12 protein-coding genes are annotated in these 19,427 nt (G+C 74.2%); 8 read left to right on the forward strand and 4 right to left on the reverse strand.

The features are described from left to right. Nucleotides 1-365 precede the first annotated feature (365 nt). From ABD466_RS36035 to ABD466_RS36055, 5 genes are read left to right on the forward strand one after another with little or no spacing between them, the layout of a single operon-like run. A complete protein-coding gene (locus ABD466_RS36035; protein WP_344661743.1) occupies nucleotides 366-2,354 on the forward strand; it encodes an ASPIC/UnbV domain-containing protein in 1,989 nt (662 codons plus the stop codon). After that, nucleotides 2,351-3,379 carry an enediyne biosynthesis protein gene (locus ABD466_RS36040; protein ID WP_344661744.1) on the forward strand — a complete coding sequence of 343 codons (1,029 nt, stop codon included), beginning with the start codon at nucleotides 2,351-2,353 and terminating at the stop codon, nucleotides 3,377-3,379. Before ABD466_RS36035 ends, ABD466_RS36040 begins: the two co-directional genes overlap by 4 nt. Then, nucleotides 3,376-9,297, forward strand: coding sequence for an SDR family NAD(P)-dependent oxidoreductase (locus tag ABD466_RS36045; protein ID WP_344661745.1), 5,922 nt, complete (start codon nucleotides 3,376-3,378; stop codon nucleotides 9,295-9,297). Before ABD466_RS36040 ends, ABD466_RS36045 begins: the two co-directional genes overlap by 4 nt. A gap of 1 nt (nucleotide 9,298) precedes the next feature. Further along, complete coding sequence (locus tag ABD466_RS36050; protein WP_344661746.1) at nucleotides 9,299-9,778, forward strand: acyl-CoA thioesterase; 480 nt, start codon at nucleotides 9,299-9,301, stop codon at nucleotides 9,776-9,778. Next, nucleotides 9,775-10,284 (forward strand): flavin reductase family protein, encoded by a 510-nt coding sequence (locus tag ABD466_RS36055; protein ID WP_344661747.1) that lies wholly within the window; start codon nucleotides 9,775-9,777, stop codon nucleotides 10,282-10,284. The genes ABD466_RS36050 and ABD466_RS36055 overlap by 4 nt, the downstream gene beginning before the upstream one ends. A 316-nt stretch (nucleotides 10,285-10,600) precedes the next feature. Here ABD466_RS36055 and ABD466_RS36060 read toward each other — a convergent pair whose 3' ends face one another. Next, entirely contained in the window at nucleotides 10,601-11,332 is a 732-nt protein-coding gene (locus ABD466_RS36060) for a maleylpyruvate isomerase family mycothiol-dependent enzyme (protein ID WP_344661748.1), read from the reverse strand. A 131-nt stretch (nucleotides 11,333-11,463) separates the two neighbouring features. On the opposite strand from ABD466_RS36060, the gene ABD466_RS36065 reads away from it, so the two are divergent. Next, nucleotides 11,464-12,927: an MFS transporter gene (locus tag ABD466_RS36065; protein ID WP_344661749.1), complete on the forward strand. Its 1,464-nt coding sequence runs from the start codon at nucleotides 11,464-11,466 to the stop codon at nucleotides 12,925-12,927. Between the two features lie 122 nt (nucleotides 12,928-13,049). Here ABD466_RS36065 and ABD466_RS36070 read toward each other — a convergent pair whose 3' ends face one another. Next, nucleotides 13,050-14,168 (reverse strand): carboxymuconolactone decarboxylase family protein, encoded by a 1,119-nt coding sequence (locus ABD466_RS36070; protein ID WP_344661750.1) that lies wholly within the window; start codon nucleotides 14,166-14,168, stop codon nucleotides 13,050-13,052. 182 nt (nucleotides 14,169-14,350) lie between these two features. Here ABD466_RS36070 and ABD466_RS36075 point away from each other — a divergent pair, with 182 nt between their 5' ends. Continuing rightward, nucleotides 14,351-15,148, forward strand: a complete 798-nt coding sequence (locus ABD466_RS36075) for a TIGR03084 family metal-binding protein (protein WP_344661751.1) — start codon at nucleotides 14,351-14,353, stop codon at nucleotides 15,146-15,148. 64 nt (nucleotides 15,149-15,212) lie between these two features. After that, nucleotides 15,213-15,413, forward strand: coding sequence for a hypothetical protein (locus tag ABD466_RS36080; RefSeq protein WP_344661752.1), 201 nt, complete (start codon nucleotides 15,213-15,215; stop codon nucleotides 15,411-15,413). A gap of 210 nt (nucleotides 15,414-15,623) precedes the next feature. On the opposite strand, the gene ABD466_RS36085 is transcribed toward ABD466_RS36080, so the two are convergent. Both ABD466_RS36085 and ABD466_RS36090 read right to left on the reverse strand, forming a co-directional pair. Then, complete coding sequence (locus ABD466_RS36085) at nucleotides 15,624-17,825, reverse strand: molybdopterin oxidoreductase family protein (RefSeq protein ID WP_344661753.1); 2,202 nt, start codon at nucleotides 17,823-17,825, stop codon at nucleotides 15,624-15,626. Then, nucleotides 17,743-19,359 (reverse strand): MFS transporter, encoded by a 1,617-nt coding sequence (locus tag ABD466_RS36090; RefSeq protein ID WP_344661754.1) that lies wholly within the window; start codon nucleotides 19,357-19,359, stop codon nucleotides 17,743-17,745. The genes ABD466_RS36085 and ABD466_RS36090 overlap by 83 nt, the downstream gene beginning before the upstream one ends. Nucleotides 19,360-19,427: the final 68 nt, after the last annotated feature.

Raw genomic sequence — 19,427 nt, forward strand, 5'->3', positions numbered from 1 at the left:
CCCCCGTCTGGTCCGGATGACCGGCATTCGAGCCGGAGTCTAGGAGTGCTTCGGGGCCCGAAGGAATGTCACCGGCCGAACACCGCACGTTGGAAGATGGCCGGTCGGCGGGGCTACGGGCACGACGGAATTTTCGCGTACACCGAGGCAGAACCCTGTATAAGGCACGAGCAACTTGGGAGAAGCATCCCGTATCAGCCTGAAGCAGGCTGACATTCAACGGCCCCTCCCTGATCAAGAGAGTCCGCCGACACGGATGCGCCGGAGCCCCGGGCCTCCTCGCGGCTGCCATCCGTCATTCCGCCCCCGAAGCGCTGCGGCGCGGTGGCGCAAAGGAATACGGCAAGCAACGAAAGGAGTCTCCGATGTCCGTCGGAGAACGGATTCGCCGGCTCGTCCCCGCCGCGCTCGCGGTGCTGCTCGCGACCGTGCTGGCATTCGTCGCGGAGTACCCGGTGAGCGCCGCCGGTGCCGAGGCGACGGCCAAGCAGTTCTCGTTCACCGAGGAGCCGATCGCGCTCCCGCCGGGCTACGACCAGCAGCCCATGAAGACGCTGCGGCAGGTGAACCCGGCCTACTACAAGATCCGCTCGTGGATCTCCTCGGTGGGCGCCGGTGTCGCGCTCAACGATCTGGTCGGCCACGGCCGCGGCGACGGGATGTGCATCGTCGACACGCGTACCGACGAGGTGGTCGTGACCTACGCGCCGACCGCGCCCGAGCAGGACCGGTTCACGCCGTTCACGCTGGACCCCGCGCCGCTGCCGGTGGACGCCACGATGGCGCCGATGGGCTGCACGCCCGGCGACTACAACGGTGACGGGCGGATGGACCTGCTGGTCACGTACTGGGGCCGCACGCCGGTGCTGTTCCTGGCCACCTCTGGCGCGACCACCCCGGCGCGGGCGGCCTACAAGCCGGTCGAGCTGATCCCGAACGCCACGCCGGACGGCCGCTACCACGGTCCCCAGTGGAACACCAACGCCGTCGCGGTCGGCGACTTCGCCGGGTGCGGCCACCCCGACCTGATCATCGGCAACTACTTCCCGGACTCGGCCGTGCTGGACCCGCACGGGCCGAAGAACGTCCAGATGCCCAACAGCCTGTCCAGTGCCAACAACGGCGGCGGTGTGCACGTGCTGCGCTGGGTCGGCGCCACCTCCGGCGCGGACCCGAGCGCCACCTACGTCGAGGACAAGAACGCCGTCCCGTTCCCCAACTCCGCGGGCTGGACCCTGGCGATCGCCTCGGCCGACCTGACCGGGACCGGGCTGCCGGACGTCTACGTCGCCAACGACTTCGGCCACGCCTTCATGCTCCACAACGTCTCCGCCGGCGGCGTCATCAAGTTCGACACCGTCTTCGGCGAGCGCACCCCCACCACGCCGAAGTCGTTCGTGCTCGGCAACGGCTCGTTCAAGGGCATGGGCGTCGACTTCGGCGACCTCGCCGGCAACGGCCGCTTCGACATGATGGTCAGCAACATCACCACCGCGTGGGGCCTGGAGGAGAGCAACTTCGTCTGGATCAACCAGGCGAAGGACGGCGCCGCGATGAAGAAGGACGAGGACGCCGGCGACGCGCCGTTCGTGCAGCGGGCGCAGCAGCTCGGCCTGGCCTGGACCGGCTGGTGCTGGGACGTGAAGATGGCCGACTTCCGCAACGACGGCCACCAGGAGGTCGTGCAGACCGACGGCTTCGTCAAGGGCGACATCGACCGGTGGCCGTGGCTGCAGGAGATGGCCATGATGAACGACGACCTGCTGTCCAACCCCGCGATGTGGCCCAACGTCGGCCCCGGCGACGACATCGCCGGCGACCAGAGCGCCGCGTTCTACGCCCGCAACGCCGACGGCAAGTACGTGAACATCGGCAAGAAGATCGGCCTCGGGGTGCAGATCCCGACCCGCGGCGTGGCCATCGCCGACACCACCGGCACCGGCCGGCTGGACTTCGCGCTGTCCCGCCAGTGGGGGCCGCCGGCCTTCTACGCCAACACCGCGCAGGACCTCGGCAAGTCCCTGGACCTCACCCTGGTCCGCCCCTCCGCCGACAGCCAGGCCCAGCCCGGCACCGGCCTGGAGATGGCGGGCACCCCCGCGTACGGCACCACCGTCACCATCCGCACCGCCGACGGCCGCACCCAGGTCTCCCAGCTCGACGGCGGCAGCGGCCACACCGGCAAGCGCAGCTTCGGCGTGCACTTCGGCCTCGGCGCCGCCGCCGGCCCGGTCGCCGTCCACCTCACCTGGCACGACTCCCAAGGCGCGTTCCACACCCAGGACACCCAACTGTCGCCGGGCAGCCACACGCTGACCCTGACCGACGGCATCCAGGAGGCTCCGGTCCGATGACCGCCACCATCCAGCAAGCCAGCGCCGCCGGCCCCGCCGCCGCGCCGGCCGCCAAGAAGGGCAACACCGATCCGCGCTACCTGGCGCTGCGCAACTTCGCGATCTCGATCAGCATCTTCAACATCTTCGGCTACACCCTGCTCGGCTTCGAGCAGCCGTGGCTGTGGCCCTTCCTCGCCGTGTTCTGGGCCTACGGCCTGGAACTGTCCTTCGAGATGGTCAGCGCCTGGGCCCAGCGCCGCGAGGTCCGCTTCCGCGGCCGCGGGATGCGCGGCCTGTACGAGTTCCTGCTCCCGTCCCACATCACCGCGCTGGCCTGCAACATGCTGCTGTACGCCAACAACCAGATCTGGCCGATCCTGTTCGCCGTCGCGGTCGGCGTCACCGGCAAGCACGCGCTCCAGGCGCCGGTGCAGGGCCGGATGCGGCACTTCATGAACCCGTCGAACTTCGGCATCACCATGACGCTGCTGGTGTTCGGCGGCCGCTGGATGAGCATCGCGCCGCCGTACGAGTTCACCGAGAAGGCCAACACCTTCTTCCGCGTGATGATCATCGTCATCATCGCCACCGCCGGCACCGTCATCAACGCCCTGCTGACCAAGAAGACGCTGCTCATCGTGGGCTGGATGGGCGGGTTCTTCATCCAGGCCTTCGTGCGGCACTGGATCTGGCACGTCGGCCTGTTCAACGCCCTGGGCGCGATGACCGGCGTCGCCTTCATCCTGTTCAGCAACTACATGATCAGCGACCCCGGCACCACGCCGTCCCGGCCGCGCAACGGCTTCATGTTCGGCGCGTCCGTGGCCACGGTCTACGGGATCATGATGGTCTTCAACATCGTCTACACCCTGTTCTTCGCGACCTCCTTCGTCTGCGCCGCCCGCGGCGCCGGCTGGTGGATCGCGCACCTGCGGGCCAAGCGCCGTGCCGCGCGCGCCGCGACCCCGCTCACCCCGCTGCCCTACGGACGCCCGACCGACGGCGGCCGAACACAGCCGGACCCAGGGGCGGTGGCGGCGTGAGCATCCCGCGCGTCGCGGTCGTCGGGATCGCCTGCCGCTACCCCGACGCCGCCTCACCGAAGGACCTCTGGGAGAACGTGCTGGCCGGCCGCCGCGCCTTCCGGCGCCTGCCGGACGAGCGGATGCGCGCCGAGGACTACTACTCGCCCGACCCCGCCGCCCCGGACCGGTTCTACTCGCCCAAGGCGGCCGTGATCGACGGGTTCGCCTTCGACCGCGTCGAGTACCGGGTCGCCGGCAGCACCTTCCGCTCCACCGACATGACGCACTGGCTGGCGCTGGACACCGCCGCCCGGGCCCTGGCCGACGCCGGGTTCCCCGAGGGGCGGGGCCTGCCCGCGCGCACCACCGGCGTGATCGTCGGCAACAGCCTCACCGGCGAGTTCACCCGCGCCAACCTGATGCGGCTGCGCTGGCCGTACGTGCGGCGCACCGTCAGCGCCGCGCTGCGCGAGCACGGCCTGCCGGACGCCGAGATCGGCCCGCTGCTGTCCCGGCTGGAGCAGCGCTACAAGGCGCCGTTCCCGGCGATCGACGAGGACACTCTGGCCGGCGGCCTGGCCAACACCATCGCCGGCCGCATCTGCAACCACTTCGACCTGGCCGGCGGCGGCTACACCGTCGACGGGGCCTGCTCCTCGTCCCTGCTGTCGGTCGCCACCGCCTGCGAGGGCCTGGTCTCCGGCCGCCTGGACGCGGCCCTGGCCGGCGGCGTGGACCTGAGCATCGACCCGTTCGAGGTCATCGGCTTCGCCAAGACCGGGGCCCTGGCCACCGGCGAGATGCGGGTGTACGACAAGCACTCCAACGGCTTCTGGCCCGGCGAGGGCTGCGGGATGCTGGTCCTGATGCGCGACGAGGACGCCCGCGAGCGCGGCCTGTTCCGCTACGCCACCATCGCCGGCTGGGGCACCTCCTCCGACGGCCGCGGCGGCATCACCCGCCCCGAGGCCTCCGGCCACCGGCTGGCCATCGAGCGCGCGTACGCGATGGCCGGCTTCGGCTTCGAGACCGTGTCCTACCTGGAGGGCCACGGCACCGGCACCGCCGTCGGCGACGCCACCGAGCTGCGGGCCTTCACCGAGGCCCGCCGCGCCGCCGCCGCGGACGCCCCGCCGGCCGCCATCAGCACCGTCAAGGGCAACTTCGGGCACACCAAGGCCGCCGCCGGCGTGGCCGGCCTGATCAAGGCCGTGCTCGCGGTGCGGCACCAGGTCATCCCGCCGGCCACCGGGCACGTCGAGCCGCACCCGCAGCTGCTGCCGGACGCCGACGGGCGGCCGCCGGCGCTGCACGTCCCGGACACCGCGCGGCTGTGGCCCGCCGGCGCGCCGATCCGCGCGGCCGTGTCGTCGATGGGGTTCGGCGGGATCAACGCGCACGTCGTGGTGGAACACGCCGACGGCGCGCGCCGGGACCGGATCGGCCCGACCGTCAGCGCCCTGGTGCGCTCCCGGCAGGACGCCGAGGTGCTCCTGGTCGACGCCCCCGGGATCGCCGAGCTGCGCGGGAAGCTGGCCCAGCTGGCGGCGCTCACGGCGAAGCTGTCGTACGCCGAGCTCGGCGACCTGGCCGCGACGCTGAGCGCGCAGGCCCGGGACGGTGCGGCGGACCAGGCCGGCCGAGCCGGTTCGGCCGGCCCGGTGCGGGCCGCGGTCGTCGCCTCCTCGCCGGAGGAGGCCGCCCGCAAGGTCGGACGCCTGCTGTCCCTGCTCGACGCCGGCACCCGGCGCGTCGTGGACGTCGCCGACGGCGTCTTCCTCGGCGGCGCCGGCACCCGGCCGAGGATCGGGTTCCTGTTCCCGGGCCAGGGCGCGGGCCGCCGCGGCGACGGCGGGGCGCTGCGCCGCCGCTTCGCCGAGGTCGACGAGCTCTACCGGGAGCTGGCGCTGCCGGAGGGCGGCGACCTGGTCGCGACCGAGGTCGCGCAGCCGCGGATCGTCACCTCCTCGGTGGCCGGGCTGCGCATCCTGGCCCGGCTCGGCATCGAGGCCGACGGCGCGGTCGGGCACAGCCTCGGCGAGATCACCGCGCTGCACTGGGCCGGCGCCATGGACGAGGACGCGCTGCTGGAGATCGCCGCCGCCCGCGGGGCGATCATGGCCGCCGCCAGCGCCGGCGACGGCGCGATGGCCGGACTCGGCGGACCGCCGGAGGCCGTCGAGCCGCTGCTGGCCGGCGAACCGGTCGTGATCGCCGGCTACAACAGCCCCCGCCAGACCGTGGTCTCCGGGCCCGCCGAGGCCGTGGCGCGCGTCGGACGGCGGGCCGAGGACGCGGGCCTGACCGTCACCCCGGTCGCGGTCTCGCACGCCTTCCACTCCGCCGCCGTGGCGCCGGCCGCGTCCGAGTTCCAGAAGTACCTGGTCGCCCGGCACTTCGAGACTCCGCGAGGCAGGGTGCTGTCGACCGTCACCGCCGGGCCGCTCGCGCCCGACGCCGACCTGCCGGAACTGCTCGGGCGGCAGATGCGCCAGCCGGTCCGGTTCAGCGCCGCCGCCGCGGCCCTGGCCGCCGACGCCGACCTGCTGCTGGAGGTCGGCCCGGGCCGGGTGCTGAACCACCTGGCGGCCGAGATCGCGCCGGACACGCCGGTGGTCAGCCTGCAGACCGACAGCACCTCGCTGGCCGGGCTGCTGCGGGCCGTCGGGGCCGCGTTCGTGCTCGGCGCGCCGGTGCGGCACCGGGAACTGTTCGCCGAGCGGTTCGTGCGGCCGCTGCCGCTGGACAAGGAGTTCGCGTTCTTCGCCAGCCCCTGCGAGGCCGTCCCGGGCGACGAGTTCTCGGCGGTGACGGCGGGCGCCGTGGCCGCCGGCGAGGGCACCGCCTCCGGGTCCGGGTCCGGGTCCACCGCCGGCGGTTCCGCCGGCGACGGCTCCGGCGGCGCCCTGGAGCTGCTGCTGCGCCTGTCCGCCGAACGCGCCGAGCTGCCCATCGAGGCGGTCCGGCCGGACAGCAACCCGGTGGACGAGCTGCACCTGAGCTCGATCACCGTCGGCCAGATCGTCAACCAGGCGGCGCGCGAGCTCGGGATCACCGCCCCGCTGGCCCCGTCGGCCTTCGCCACCGCGACGCTGTCCGAGCTGGCCGGCGAGCTGGAGACGCTGCGCGATACCGCACAGCCGGCCGACGACGGCCAGTGGCGGCTCCCGGCCGGCGTCGGCCCGTGGATCCGCGCCTTCGCCGTGGACCTGGTGCCGGCCAAGGCCGGAGCGCCGGTCGCGCGTACGGAGCCGTCCACATCAGGGGCCGAAGGACGCTGGCGGGTGTTCGCTCCCGACGGCCACCCCTTCGCCGCCGAGCTGGCCGCGGAACTGCGGCGCGCCGACGTCGGCGACGGAGTGCTGCTGTGCACGCCGTCTCCGGCGGGTACCGGCATCGTCCCCGGTGGCGACCTCGCTCCCGGCTCCAGCTCCGGGCTCATGCTCCGAGCGGCCCGCGAGGCACTGTCGGCGAGCGGCCCGGTCCGTTTCGTCGCGGTCGGGGACCGGCGCACCGCCGCGGGGCTGGCCAAGACCCTGCACCTGGAGGCGCCGCACATCCCGACCACGGTCGTCACGCTGCCCGAGGGCACGCCGGCCGACCAGGCCGTGGCGTCGATCGTCGACGACGTCGCCGCGACCGAGGCCTTCAGCGAGGTCTGCTACGACCTCACCGGAGTCCGCAAGGTCCCCCAGCTGCGCGCGCTCCCGCCCGAGGCCCCGGCCGCCGCGCACCACCCGCTCGGCCCCGGCGACGTGCTGCTGGTCACCGGCGGCGGCAAGGGCATCACGGCCGAGGCGGCGCTCGCCGTCGGCCGCGGCACCGGCGCCGCCGTGGCGATCCTCGGGCGCTCGGACCCGGCGCGCGACCAGGAGCTCACCGCGAACCTGGAGCGCATGGCGGCGGCGGGCGTCGTGGTCCACTACGCGCGCGCCGACGTCACCGCACCGCAGGAGGTGCGCGCCGCGGTCGCCGAGATCCAGCACGCGCTGGGCCCGGTCACCGGTGTGCTGCACGGCGCGGGACGCAACGTCCCGGTGGCCTTGGCGGCGCTCGAGGAGAAGGCGTTCGACGCGACGCTGGCCCCGAAGATCACGGGCCTGCGGACCGTGCTGGAGGCCGTCGACGCCGAGCGGCTGAAGCTGCTGGTGACCTTCGGCAGCATCATCGGCCGCGCCGGCCTGCGCGGGCAGGCCGACTACGCCGTCGCCAACGACTGGATGACCGAGGTCACCCGGGAGTTCCAGGCCGCGCACCCGGACTGCCGGTGCCTGGCGCTGGAGTGGTCGGTGTGGTCCGGGACCGGCATGGGCGAGCGGCTCGGCGTGCTGGAGGCGCTGACCCGCGAGGGCATCGAGCCGATTCCGGCCGCCGACGGCGTGGCGCTGCTCGGCCGGATGCTCGCCGACCCGGGCGCGCCGACCGCGGCCGTGGTCATGGGGCGCGCCGGCACGCTGCCGACGATCACCCTGCCCGCGACCGAGCCCGAGCTGCTGCGGTTCCTGGACCGCGTGCGGGTGCACTACGCGGGCGTCGAGATCGTCGTCGACTCCGACCTGTCCGCCGACGCCGACCCGTACCTGGCCGACCACGAGCTCGACGGGGACCTGCTGTACCCGGCGGTGCTCGGGATGGAGGCGATGGCCCAGGCGGCCTCGGCCCTGACCGGCCGGCGGGACACGCCGGTGCTGGAGGACGTGGAGTTCCTGCGGCCGATCGTGGTCCCGCCCCGGGAGACCACCACGATCCGGGTCGCGGCGCTCGTCGGCGCCGACGGCGCGGTGCGCGCGGTGATCCGCAGCGGGGAGACCGGGTTCCAGGCCGACCACTTCCGCGCGACCCTGCGTTACGACGGCCCGGTCCCGGCGGCGCTGCCGGGGGCCGACCGTGGGGCCGGGGTGGCGCTGCCGCTGGATCCCGGCGCGGAGCTGTACGGACCGGTGCTGTTCCAGGGGGCGCGGTTCCAGCGGTTGCGCGGGTACCGTTACCTGCGGGCCACCGAGTGCGTCGCCGACCTGGACCCGACGGCGGCCGAGCCCTGGTTCGGCCCGTACCTGCCGTCGGAGCTGGTGCTCGCCGATCCCGGGACGCGGGACGCGGTCATGCACGCCCTCCAGTGCTGCGTGCCGGACGCGACGCTGCTGCCGTCCGGGATCGAGCGGCTGCGGCCCGCCGATCCGGAGGCGGTGCGGGATCTGCGGGCCCTGACGCTGCACGCGATCGAGCGCCACCGCGACGGCGACACGTACGTCTACGACATCGACGTGCGCGGCGCCGACGGCGTGGTGGTCGAGCGCTGGCGCGGGCTGACGCTGCAAGCGGTGCGCAAGCAGGACGGCTCGGGCCCGTGGGCGCCGGTGCTGCTCGGCCCCTTCCTGGAGCGGCTCATGGAGAACACCACGGGCGTGCTGCTGCGCGCCGCGGTCCTCCCGGGCGCCGGGGTGGGGACCGCCGGGCGCCGCGGGCGGACCGCGGAGTCCGTCACCGGGCTGCTGGGCGACGAAGTCGTGGTCCGGTACCGGCCCGACGGCATGCCCGAGACCGACACCGGCTACCAGGTCTCCGCCTCGCACGGCGCGGGGCTGACGTTCGCCGTGGCCGGTCCGCTCAAGGCGGTCAGCTGCGACGTCGAGAGCGCGGTGCCGCGGTCCGACACGGAGTGGTCGGACCTGCTCGGCCGGCCGGCCTTCGAGCTGGCGCGGCTGGTGGCCCGGGAAGCGAAGGAGGACCCCGCGGTGGCGGCGACGCGGCTGTGGGGCGCGTCCGAGGCGGTGCGCAAGGCCGGGCGGGCCCGCGTCGACCTGGTGGTCGACGGCTACGGCCCGGGCGGCGCGGTCCGGTTCCGGTCCGGCGCGGCGCGGATCACGACGTTCGCCACCGCGGTGCGCGGCACCGCCGGGCCGGTGGTGTTCACCATGCTCGCCGAGGAGGAGTGAGATGGAGCCCTACTACGAGTACCGCCACCTGGTCGGCTTCGAGGAGACCAACCTGGTCGGCAACGTGTATTACGTGAACTACCTGCGGTGGCAGGGCCGGTGCCGCGAGATGTTCCTGCTGGAGCACGCGCCGGAGGTCCTGGAGGACATCCGCGGCGACCTGAAGCTGTTCACGCTGAAGGTGGAGTGCGAGTTCCTGGCCGAGATCTCGGCGTTCGACGAGCTGTCGATCCGGATGCGCCTGGAGGACCTGACGCAGACGCAGATCGGGTTCGCGTTCGACTACGTGCGGGTCACCGGCGGCGTCGAGGTGCTGGTGGCCCGGGGCCGGCAGCGGATCGCGTGCATGCGCGGCCCGAACACCGACACCCGGCCGGCCCGCATCCCCGAACAGCTCCGCAGGGCCCTGTCCCACTACGCGGTCGCCCCGGCGGGCGTGGTGCGGGAGCTGGCCGGCGCCGTCGGAAAGCCGCAGCGGTGAACGGCCTGGACCCGGCCGTGCTGCGCGGGTGCTTCGGAACCTTCGCCACCGGCGTGACCGTCGTGACGGCCGGCTCCGAGACCCCGCGCGGCATGACCGCCAACTCCTTCGCCTCGGTGTCCCTGGACCCGCCCCTGGTCCTGGTCTGCGTCCTGAAATCGGCGGCCATGCACGAGGCGGTCCTGGCCGAGAACGCCTTCGCGGTGTCGGTCCTGTCGGCCGAGCAGGAGAAGCTGGCCCGCTACTTCGCCGACCGCGGCCGGCCCCGCGGCGACCGCGAGTTCGCCTCGGTGGACTGGCTTCCCGGCCCGCACACCGGCGCCCCGATCATCGAGGACTGTCTGGCCTGGATCGAATGCGACCTGGCCCAGACGTACGACGGCGGCGACCACTCGATCTTCCTCGGAGCGGTGCTCGGCCAAGGCCGCGGCCCCGCGGACGACGCCCTGCTGTTCCACGGCGGCGGGTTCCACCGGCTGGCGACGGTGGCCGCGCGCTTCTCGTAGCGAGGGGCGGGGGAGGGGCGGCGAGGAGCTTCCCCTCCCTTCCTCTGCCCTGCCGCGGGTGTCGGGAGTGGGTTGCTCGGCGGCCGAGCGCCGGGGAACGCTGGGTGGTCGGTCGGACGGGTGGCTCGGCCGGAAGCTTCGGACCGGGCGGGCGCGGCGGGGTGGGTGGGCTGATCACCCAGGGCCGCGGTCCGGAGCCCGGTGGGACCGATGGCGGGACCGATGGTGGGACCGATGGTCTGGAGCCCGGTGCCACCGGCGGCTCGAAGCTCGGCCGGACCGTCTGGCCGGTCTCCGGCCCGGCCGTGCCCTCACGTCACGGCCGCTGCGGGGCCTCCGTGTCGCGGAACCGGCGTTCCGAGGGGCGGGTCAGGGTCCTGACCATCTTCCGCAGCCGCTGTCCGACCGGGATCGTCCGGTCGGCGTCCAGGCGTGCGGCCAGCAGCGGGACGCCGTCGCCGGTGAGTCCGGCCAGGCCGGCCGGGCGGCCGCTCATCGCGAGGACCAGGTCGCGGGCCGAGCCGCGGACCGGTTCGCCGTCGCCGCCGCTCCAGCCGGTGTCGACGGCTTCGAAGCGCAGGGCCGTCAGGCGGCCGCCCACGGCGAAGCCGGCGCTGGGCACCGTCGCGAGGTGGTGGAAGGCCACCGCGAGGCGCTCCTCGTCGACGGTGCGGGGCAGGCCGAGGGGGATGCGGACGTCGTAGTCGTGCAGCACCAGGTCGGTCAGGACCGGGTCGTAGCCGGAGCGGGGCACCGTGGTGCGGGCGCCGGCGTGGCGGCGCAGGGTGTCCACGAGGTCGGCGCTCGGGCGGCGGGCGTACCAGCGGGCCAGGCGCTCGTTGCCGGGGCCGAAGTCGCCGGCGCCGGCCAGCATGCAGGCGTAGATCTTCAGCTGGCCCAGGCGCAGGTACGTCGCCAGGTGCGCGGCGACCTCGTGGACGGTCCAGGCACCGCACAGGCTCGGGGTCGCGAGCTGCTCCGGGGACAGGCCGGCGAGCAGCTCCGCGAGCTGCCCGCGCTCCTCGACGATCATGTCGTATACCCGCATGCCACCACGGTACGCAAGGGGTGATCGTCCGAGTTCTCTCAGAATGCTCATAAGGTGCCTGACCCGCGCCTTGTCCCGCGGAGTGCTGATTGACTGCACTCCCACATCCCGGTTTACGGAAGGGGGACTCCATGACCTCGGCTGCACGGCGGTCCTCGGGCCTGGGCGGGGTGACGACGTTCCTGGCGGCCTGGAACAGCCAGGCCGTGCTGGTGCTGTTCGGCCCGCTGCGCGCGGATCTGCGGGCCTCGGGCGCGCAGCTGGTCTGGATCGCGGCGGCGTTCGACGTGGCGGCCGCGACCGCCCTGCGCGGGGGCGCGATGTGGAGCCGGCGGTCGGGCGGCCGGACCGTGCTGGCGGTCGGCGCGGCCGTGTTCGCCGTGGCGTCGGCCGGCTGCGCGCTGTCCGGCGGCTGGACGTACCTGGTCATCGCGCGCGCGGCGCAGGGAGCGGCCGCGGCCGCGGTGGTCGCGGCGGCGTTCGATCAGCTGACGGTGCTCGGTCCCGGAGGTGGAAACGGAGCGCGGAGGATGGCGCGCACCGTTGCCGAGAACGGAGCCGGGAAGAGCGGAGCCGGCCTCGGAGCTGAGGACGGGAGCACGGCCCGGACGTCGGGCATCCGCGGCATCCGGACCGGCGGCCTCGGCGCCGCCCTCGCCGGCGGACCGCTGCTCGCGTGCGCGGTCGCGATCCACGACTGGCGTCTGGTGTTCTGGTCCGACGCGGCCGTCGGCGTCGCGGTCTGCGCCGCGGCCCTGCTCCGCGGCGGAGAATGGCGGCCCGGCACGGCGGCCGTCACCCCCCGCGAGCCCTTCGACATCGCTACCATGCTCCTGATCGGCACCGCCCTGGCCGGGCCGGTCGGCGCCCTCGCCGAGGCCGGCACCGTGGGCTGGGGCAGCGTCCGGACCCTGGCCCTGCTCGCGGTCGGCGCGGCGGCACTGGTGCCGCTCCTGGCCTGGGAGACCCCGATCGGCGGACTGCACGGCCGCGCGTTCGCCGCTTCGCAGGTCGCCGACCTGTGCCTGTTCGCCTCCATGTCCGGGGTCCTGCTCCTGCTCGCCGGCTACTTCCACGACGTCGACGGAGCCGGCCCCCTCGGCGTGGGACTCAGGCTGCTGCCGTGGAGCGCGGCGGTGGCCGTGGCCATGCCGCTGGCCCTGTCGGTGGACGCGCGCGGGATGCGCAGCGTGATCGCCGCGGGCATGTCCCTGCACGCGTTCTCACTGCTGGCCCTGGCCGCGGCGGTCCACGCCCGGGGGTCGGGGCTCTGGCTGGCCGTGCCGCTGTCGCTGAGCGGGGTCGGGGTGTCCTTGGCACTGCCCGCCGCCCGGCACGCCGCGGTCACCGTCGCGGGACTGCGACGGCCCACCGGCGCTGTCAGCGGCCTGGGAGCGGTACGGCTGGCCGGTGTCGCCTTGGGAACCGCCTTGTTCGCGGGGGTGTTCGCCACCGGAGGGGGATACCTGCCCGGCCAGCGGCTCGTCGACGGGATGGTCCCGGCGGTGACGGTGGCCGGACTGGTCGCGGCCATCGGGGCGGCGGCAGCCTTCGCCCTGCCCGGACGGGAGCGGCTGAAGGCCAGGAACGGCTGAAGGCCAGAACGGTCTGGAGGCCGGGCGCAGCTGAAGGCCGGACCGGTCTGGAGGTCGGCCCCGAATGATCAGGCACCTGCTGAGTCCAGCAGGTGCCCGATCGGCGGCGCAGCGGCCCCGGCTCAGGACTCCGGAACCGTCGGAGTCCACGCCGCCGGGCTCCACGCCACCACCGCTCGCGCCGCCGTCAGCGCGGCCCACGCCGTCAGCTCGACCAGTGTCTTGTCGGCCGGCGCGGCCACCCGGTAGTCCTCCACGACCGCGGCGTCGATCTGCCACGACGCCAGCGCGACCAGCAGCGCCAGCCGCCCCGCCGGACGGTCCGCCGCCGGCAGCACCTCGACCGCTTTGTGCAGCCACGAACGGTCCAGACCGGGCGGCCGCCCGTCCCAGTCCCGCAGGCGCGCGTGGACCAGCGTCCGCACCGACTCCGGCACCGCGGCCTCCCCGGCCTTGTCGATCGTCGCCGCGGCGCGGGCAAGGGCGCCGGCCACCGTCGGGTTGTCGCCGGCCCACGCCAGGTCCGCGGGCAGCGGTGCGTCCGGCAGGAGGCTGAGAGAGACGCCGGCGGGGTGCGAGCGGTCGGCGGCACTGCGGATCCGGCCGCCGAGCACGTGGGCCACCAGCCGCAGCATGCCGCGGGGCGCCCGGTCCGGCATGGGGACCTCGGGCAGGAAGACGTTGACCACACGGTTCAGGTAGTGGAACACCAGCGCCACGCCCAGCAGCTCAGGGACTTGTTCAGGCGGAAAGGGCGGTTGCGCATGATGGCCGGTGCGGTGATCGGCTGTCTCCCGCACCGCCGCGGCGCGGCCCCACTCGGCGGTCGCGCGGATCCCCGGATCCCCGATCCGCTCGAACTCCCCGTCGGCGATCGCCGCGGAGTCCTTGCCGCGGCCACGGCTGCGGATCAGGCTGTCCAGCGCCGCGCCGTGCACGGTGACGCAGTACGGACACGTGTTCGCCCCCGACACCGCCGCCGCCAGCGCCTCCTTCGTGGCCCGCGCCGCCCGGCCGTCGGCGACCGCGCTCTCGCGCAGCACCAGCCACACCGCCGCCATCAGCTCCGGCGCGGGGGAGTGCAGCGCCACCGGCGGGGCCAGGACGCCGAAGTCACGCTCGACGTCCGCGTAGACCTGGGCGACCAGGTGGCGGGCCGCGCCCGGGGCGACCGGGCGGATGTAGCGGATCTGGGCCAGCGCCGTGGAGCGCAGGGCTCGGCGCCACAGGTTCACGTCCATCGTCTGCTCCCTCGGCGTAGCGGGTCCGCACCTGGTCACATCGTGCCGCGCGCGCGGCGTCCCGGCTTGTCCGAGATTGCGGCATGGGTTCGGCACGTACGGAGATGTCGCGCGGGCCGGGGCGGCGGACACTTCCCGGGACTGGACGGGCACAGCAGCTCGCCGCGCGAAAGGACAGTCTCGTGACCGCAGCAGACAACGTATTCACCGCCCTGGCCGAGGAGGCCGACGACTTCGACCTCCTGCTCGGCGGGCTGGACGACGCCGGCTGGGACCGGGCCACGCCCGCGCCCGGCTGGACGATCGCGCACCAGGTCGCCCACCTGGCGTTCGTCTCCGACCTGGCCGGTGCGGCCGCGGCCGACCCGCGGGCGTTCGCCGAGCGCACCGCCGCGGCCAAGGGCGACTTCCAGGGCGCGGTCGACAAGGCCCTGCAGGCGTACCTGGCCGGCACCCCGGCGGACATCCGCAAGCGCTGGCGGACCGCGCACGACACCGCCACCGCCGCCCTGGCCGCGGTGCCCGCCGACCAGACGGTGCCGTGGCTGGTCAACCCGCTGCCGCCGACCGTGCTGGCCGCCGCCGGCCTGATGGAGCTGTACGCCCACGGCCAGGACGTCCGCGACGCCCTCGGCGTGACGCGCGAACACGACGACCGCATCGGCCACATCGCCTTCTTCGGCACCCGCACCCGCGACTTCGGCTACCTGGCGCACGGCCTGACGCCGCCGGCCGAGGAGTTCCGCTTCGAGCTGACCGCCCCGTCCGGCACGCTCTGGGCCTTCGGCCCACAGGACGCCGTGAACCGCGTCGTCGGCCCCGCCGTCGACTTCTGCCTGCTGATCACCCGCCGCCGCCACTACGCCGACCTGGCCATCACGGCGATCGGCACCGAGGCGCGGCGCTGGCTGGAGATCGCCCAGGCCTACCGCGGTCCGGCCGGCGAGGGGCGCAGGCCGGGCCAGTTCGCCGGCCGCTGATCATCGAACCCTGATACCGTTCGGGGCGGGGATACCGGAGGCCCCGGACGGGCAGAGGTGAGACGTGAACTACTTCGACCTCATCAAGGACGACCCCGCGCTGGCCACGGCGCCGCCGTCGGACCTGCCGGCGCAGACCGACGGCCCGTACGCCGAGGCCAAGGAACTGCTGGCCGGGGAGCTCGTGATCGGCTGCGCGTGCGCCGCCAAGGCGGCCGCCGCCGCCGAGAAGGCGAAGGCGCAGCGCTCCGCCGCCGCGCAGTAGCGGGGCGGCGGGCGGGTCGCCGGGTTCGTGAGCGAACCGGCGGGCGGGAGATCGAGGCGACCGACCGATCAAGCGAAGCCACCGTGCGTGCGTGCGCGCGGCCGAGCAACAGCGAACAAGAATCCGGCTCCGGCCCCGAAGCGTCAGCATCGCTTCGTGGGCCGGAGCCGCATCCGGTCCGTTCTCAGCGCTGGGAACCAACCCCCGTCTTCAGCTCCGTGCCGCCCCCTCCACCAGCGCGCGCACCGTCACCGGCACCCCGTTGAACACCGCGTTGCCCGACACCCGGTCCACCACCGTGTCGTCGGTCAAGGCGTTGGCGTTCACCCCGCCGTCCTCCCGGGCGACCCGCTGCGTCGAATCCTGGTGTCCCCAGCCGTGCGGCAGGCTCACCACGCCGGGCATGATCGTGTCCGTGACCTCCACCGGGACCGTCACGTCGCCGACCGCCGAGGCGACCACCGCGGGTGTCGCGTCGTCCAGTCCCAGGCGTTCGGCGTCCCCGGGGTGGACCTGCAGCGTGCAGCGGTTGGTGCCGCCGCGTAGCTCCTCGACGTTGTGCAGCCAGCTGTTGTTCGACCGCAGATGCCGCCGGCCGATCAGCAGGAACTCCGGTGGTGCGGCGGTCAGCTGCTCCCGCAGCCGGGCGACGTCGGCCGCGATCGGCTCCGGTGCCAGGTCGACCCGGCTGTCGGGGGTGCGCAGCAGGGCGGGCAGCCGGGGCTGGAGCGGGCCGAGGTCCAGGCCGTGCGGGGCGTCGAGCATCGCCTTCAGCGACAGCCCGTAGCCGCCGGCCCGCAGCAGGGCGTCGAGGATCTTCTCGGTGCCGTCGGCGCCGTCCAGGGCGCCGATCGCGTCGCCGGTGACGCCGAGCTGCCCGAGGATCATCTCCTCGGCGCGTGCCGGGTCGGTGCCCGCGCCCAGTCCGGCGGCGATCAGCATCAGCCGGGCCAGGATCTCGGCCTCGGAGCGTTGGCCGGGCTCCAGCGGCAGCACCGCGGGGGAGTAGCGCGCGTAGTTGCGCACCATGATGATCTGCACCAGGAAGTCGAAGTGCGGCGTCTGGAGCATCCGCGGCGGTGGCAGGACCACGTCGGCCAGGCGTGTCGTCTCGTTCAGGTAGGGGTCGACGCACACCATGAAGTCGAGTCCGCCCAGGGCCCGGGCCAGCCGCGGGGCGTTCGGTGCGGACAGCGCGGGGTTGCCCGCGACCGCCAGCAGGGCCCTGACCTGGCCGGGGCCCGGGGTCTCGATCTCGTCGGCCAGGGTCGCGACCGGGAACTCGCCGAGCACCTCGGGCAGGCCGCGGACCCGGCTGTGCCGGTTCCCGGTGCTGAACGGCGGGCCGGCGCGGAAGATCTCCAGCGCCGCCGTCTCGGCGAACATCACGCCGCCGCGCCGGTCGAGGTTGCCGGTCAGGGTGTTGAGGACGTCGACCTGCCACTGCGCGACGGTCCCGAACTCCGCGGTGCAGGTCCCGATGCGCGCGTAGACCGCCGCCGACCGGGCCGCCGCCAGCTCGCGGGTCAGGCGCGCGATCGTCTCCGCCGGCACGCCGCACACCGGCGCGACCGCCTCCGGGGTGAAGTCCCGCACCAGCTCGCGCAGCCGGTCCAGCCCGGCGACCGGCAGGCCGATCCGCACCAACCCCTCGCCCAGAACGGTGTGCACCATCGCCATCAGCAGCAGCGGGTCGGTGCCCGGACGGACGAACAGGTGCTCGTCGGCCAGCGCGGCGGTGCGGGTGCGCCGGGGGTCGACGACCACCAGCCGCCCGCCGCGCCCCCGCAGGGCCTTGAGCCGCCCGGCGAAGTCCGGGGCCACACACAGCGACCCGTTGGACTCCACCGGGTTCGCGCCCAGCACCAGCAGGAAGTCGGTGTGGTCCAGGTCCGGCACCGCCACCGCCATCGGGTCGCCGAACATCAGGCCGCTGGCGACGTGCTTCGGCATCTGGTCCACGGTGCTCGCCGAGTACACGTTCGCCGAGCCGAGCGCCTGGGTGATCGCCTGCCGGTAGAGGTACCCGGCCATGGTGTGGAACGTCGGGTTGCCGAAGTACAGCGCCACCGCGTCGCGGCCGTGGCGGCGGATCACCTCGCCGAGCCCGGCGTCCACCGCGGCGAACGCCTCGTCCCAGCCGACCTCCCGCAACCCGCCGCCCTGGCGGAGCAGCGGCCTGCGGAGCCGGTCGGGGTCCTCGTCCAGGCGCCCCAGAACAGCGCCCTTGGGGCACAGGTAGCCCCTCGAGAACGGGTCCTTCTCGTCCCCGGAGACCCGGACGACGCGGTCGGCGCCGTCCAGGTCGATCCGCAGGGCGCAGGCGGCCTCACAGAGCGGACAGGTCCGATGCGCGGTCCGTGTTCTGGTCCCGGCCGTCCGGTCCGTCCGGTCCGGCTTGCTGATGGTCACTGCCACTCCCGGCGGGTTGGGCCTGTTCCCCGGTGCGCCGCAGGGCCACCGAGGTCAGGGCGATGAGCAGGACGAACACCGCCACGCCGGTGACGGCGACGACCGCCACGCCGGAGGAGAACGCGTCCCGGGCGTCGCGCAGCAGCTGCGACCCGGGTCCCTCGGCCATGGTCTTCGACGAGGCCACGGCCCCGGCGACGGTCTGGCGGGCCGCCGCGTCGGTGGTGTGCCCGTCGACGCGGTGGTGGTACACGAACGCCCCGAGGCTGCCCAGCAGGGCCAGGCCCAGGGTGGAACCGAGGATGTTGCTGGTCTCCGACATCGAGGCCGCCGAACCCGCCTTGGCCGGCGGGGCCGACCCCATCACCAGGCCGGTGCCCAGGGCGAACAGCGGGCCGACGCCGAGCGCGGCCAGGAACATGCCGACGGCCATCACCCACGGGTGCCCGTCGGTGCGCAGCGTCGTCAGCACGAACAGCCCGGCCAGCGAGGCCACCAGCCCGGTGCGGATCAGCAGCGCCGGCGCGGCCCGCTTCACCAGGCCCGGCGTCATCAGCACGCCCGCGGCGATGCCGATCCCGGCCGGCGCCTGCCACAGCCCCGCGCGCGCCGGCGAAAGGCCCAGCACGCTCTGCGAGTACTGGCTCGTCATCAGGCTCACCCCGGCCAGCACCCCGGAGGCCAGCAGCATCGCCACCAGCGCGCTGCTGAACGACCGGGACCGGAACAGGTGCAGATCCAGCAGCGGGTTCGCCAGGTGCAGCTGCCGGCGCACGAACACCACGCCGACCAGCACGCCGAACGCCAGAGCCGCCCACGGCAGCGCGACCGACGTCCCCGGCCCGGCCGCCACCAGCTGCTTGACGCCGTAGACCGCCGGCAGGATGGCCGCCAGCGACAGCAGCACGCTGACCGGGTCCAGCTTCGGCGCCTCCGGGCTCCGGTACTCCGGCAGGAAGCGCGGCCCGAGGATCATCAGCAGCACCATCGCGGGCACTCCGAGCAGGAACACCGACCCCCACCAGAAGTGCTCCAGCATCAGGCCGCCGACGACCGGCCCGAGCGCCGCGCCGCCGAACTGGCAGCCGGCCCACAGCGAGATCGCCAGGCCCATCTGCCGCGGGTCCCGGAACATGTTGCTGATCAGCGCCAGCGTCGAGGGGCTCAGCGTGGCGCCGGCCACGCCGAGCAGCGCCCGGGCCGCGATCAGCATCCCCGGGCTGGTCGAGAAGGCGCTGAGCACCGAGGCCAGCCCGAAGCCGGCGGCCCCGATCATCAGCAGCCGGCGGCGCCCGATCCGGTCGCCCAGCGAGCCCATGGTGATCAGGAAGCCGGCGATCATGAACCCGTAGAGGTCCGTGATCCACAGTTGCTCGGTGGCGTCGGCGTGCAGGTCGGCGCTCATCCGCGGCAGCGCGAGATAGAGCACGCCGATGTCCAGCGCGGCCATCAGGGTCGGCAGTGCCAACACCGCCATCCCGATCCACTCGCGACGTCCGGCGCGCGGCGGCGCCTGCGTTTCCAGGTCAGGCATGCGGTGACCTCCGGGGTCCTCGGTTCCTCGTTCGGCGTGGCGCCCGTGGGGAGGCGCCTTCGTAGGGG

Origin of the sequence: Catenulispora subtropica, assembly GCF_039531675.1 — a bacterium.
Lineage (GTDB): Bacteria > Actinomycetota > Actinomycetes > Streptomycetales > Catenulisporaceae > Catenulispora > Catenulispora subtropica.

Excerpts from the sequence above, each read along its gene's own strand:
- ABD466_RS36090 (WP_344661754.1), bottom strand. The coding sequence starts at position 19,359 with ATGCCTGACCTGGAAACGCAGGCGCCGCCGCGCGCCGGACGTCGCGAG.
- ABD466_RS36050 (WP_344661746.1), top strand. The coding sequence starts at position 9,299 with ATGGAGCCCTACTACGAGTACCGCCACCTGGTCGGCTTCGAGGAGACC.
- ABD466_RS36060 (WP_344661748.1), bottom strand. The coding sequence starts at position 11,332 with ATGCGGGTATACGACATGATCGTCGAGGAGCGCGGGCAGCTCGCGGAG.
- ABD466_RS36065 (WP_344661749.1), top strand. The coding sequence starts at position 11,464 with ATGACCTCGGCTGCACGGCGGTCCTCGGGCCTGGGCGGGGTGACGACG.
- ABD466_RS36040 (WP_344661744.1), top strand. The coding sequence starts at position 2,351 with ATGACCGCCACCATCCAGCAAGCCAGCGCCGCCGGCCCCGCCGCCGCG.
- ABD466_RS36035 (WP_344661743.1), top strand. The coding sequence starts at position 366 with ATGTCCGTCGGAGAACGGATTCGCCGGCTCGTCCCCGCCGCGCTCGCG.
- ABD466_RS36070 (WP_344661750.1), bottom strand. The coding sequence starts at position 14,168 with ATGGACGTGAACCTGTGGCGCCGAGCCCTGCGCTCCACGGCGCTGGCC.